Here is a 2,045-nt window from a genome sequence, read left to right as displayed (position 1 = left end):
GAAGGGGGAGGCCTCGCGGCCTCCCCCTTTTTGCGTTTGCGTGAAACATTCCTTATGCAATTAAATCAATTTAATCATCCACCGGTGAATATAGACGTTCACCGTTCTTTGGTCGGTTCTTTGTTCTCAATGGACTAATATTTGCTTTAGCGCACTGCTGCGCTTGTCCTGTTTTACACGGGTCGTTTTATTGATTGTGACGGAAGGACTCACATGGCAGATGTTCATGAGCTGCTTGATACTTGGATTGCCAATGTCAAGGACGAGGAGCTCCTCGCTGAGCTTAACACGATGAAGGAGCAGGGTGATGAGGACGCCATCACCGACGCTTTCTTCCAGGATCTCGCCTTCGGTACTGCCGGCCTTCGCGGCACTATCGGTGCGGGCACTAACCGTATGAATATCTATACGGTCGGTCGTGCGACCCAGGGATTCGCTGACTACCTCAATGCGACCTTCGAGCATCCGACGGTCGCCCTCGCTCGCGATAGCCGCAATAAAGGTGAGCTGTTCGTCAAGACGACGGCTGCCATTCTTGCAGCAAACGGCGTGACTGCCCTCGTGTATCCCAAGATTTCTCCTGTGCCGACGCTCTCCTGGGCCGTCCGCGACCTTAAGTGCTCCGGTGGCATTTGCATGACCGCTAGTCATAATCCGGCGCCTTATAACGGCTATAAGGCCTATGGCCCCGACGGCTGCCAGATCACCAGCGAGGCCGCCGATGCAATTTCTAAGGCTATCGCCGAGACCGATACGTTCACCGGCGTGAAGTCCATGGACTTCGATGAGGCTCTTGAGCAGGGTCTGGTCAAATGGATCGATGACTCGTGCCTCGAGCGTTATTACGACGCCGTTCTCGCCCGCGGCGTGACTAACCTTTCTGCCGAGGAGATCGCTGGCGCTCCGCTTAAGCTCGTCTACACTCCGCTCAACGGCACTGGCCTCATTCCCGTCACGACGGTGCTCGAGCGCGCTGGCATCACTGATGTCACGGTTGTTCCCGAGCAGAAGGAGCCTAACGGCGATTTCCCGACCTGCCCGTATCCTAACCCCGAGATTCGTCAGGCCATGCAGAAGGGCATTGACCTGTGCGAGCAGGTTCACCCCGATCTGCTGCTTGCAACCGATCCTGACGCAGATCGCGTTGGCGTTGCCGTTAAGAATGGCGATGACTATCTGCTGCTGACCGGCAATGAGATGGGCGTTCTGCTGCTTGACTATATCTGCAAGACCCGCGCTGCTCGCGGTGAGGACCTCACTAAGAAGGTTGCTGTCACTACTATCGTTTCTTCCGCCATGGTTGACGCTCTGGCCGACGAGTACGGTTTTGAGCTCCGCCGCTGCCTGACGGGCTTCAAGTACATCGGCGACATCATTACTTCTCTTTCCGATGCTGGCGAGGTCGATCGCTTTATCTTCGGTTTTGAGGAGAGCTACGGCTATCTGGCCGGTGACCACGTGCGCGACAAGGACGCCGTGAGCACTTCTCTTCTGATTTGCCAGATGGCGCAGTATTACAAGCTCCAGGGCAAGAACCTTGCAGATGCGATGCACGAGCTGTACGAGAAGTATGGCTACTATCACAACAAGACGATTTCGCTGAGCTATCCGGGCGCTGAGGGTGCGGCAAAGATGGCCGGCATCATGGCTGGTCTGCGCGAGAACCCGCCCGCGGAGCTCGCCGGTTCCAAGATTGAGGCTGTCGTGGATTACAACACCTGCGTGAACGGCCTGCCGAAGGCTAACGTCATTGAGTTCGATCTTGAGGGCGGCAACAAGGGTATTGTTCGTCCTTCCGGCACCGAGCCCAAGATTAAGCTGTACATCTTCGCTAAGGGCGCGGATGCCGCCGAGGCTGATGCCGCACTTGACGCGATTGAGGAGTCTGGTCGCAAGTTGTTGGCCTAAGGCTTTGAAAGCCTATTTCTACAGTTAGACGGAGGAGGGGATCTCGGAAACGAGGTCCCCTCTTTATTACCGGCAAACACAGCTGAGAATCACAAAATGTGTAGGAAATGTGTACGCCCAGATTCCCGCCCACGGGG

1 protein-coding gene is annotated in these 2,045 nt (G+C 55.9%); it reads left to right on the top strand.

The window, feature by feature from the left end; all coding sequences use genetic code 11:
* The first annotated feature begins 213 nt into the window (after positions 1–213).
* Complete coding sequence (locus tag DWY51_RS09365) at positions 214–1,908, top strand: phospho-sugar mutase (RefSeq protein ID WP_117770653.1); 1,695 nt, start codon at positions 214–216, stop codon at positions 1,906–1,908.
* Positions 1,909–2,045 lie beyond the last annotated feature (137 nt).

This window comes from Collinsella sp. AF25-2LB, assembly GCF_003458415.1.
Classification (GTDB): Bacteria; Actinomycetota; Coriobacteriia; order Coriobacteriales; family Coriobacteriaceae; genus Collinsella.
Note: the sequence above shows the minus strand (reverse complement) of the source record. Positions and strands in the feature narration are given on the sequence as shown.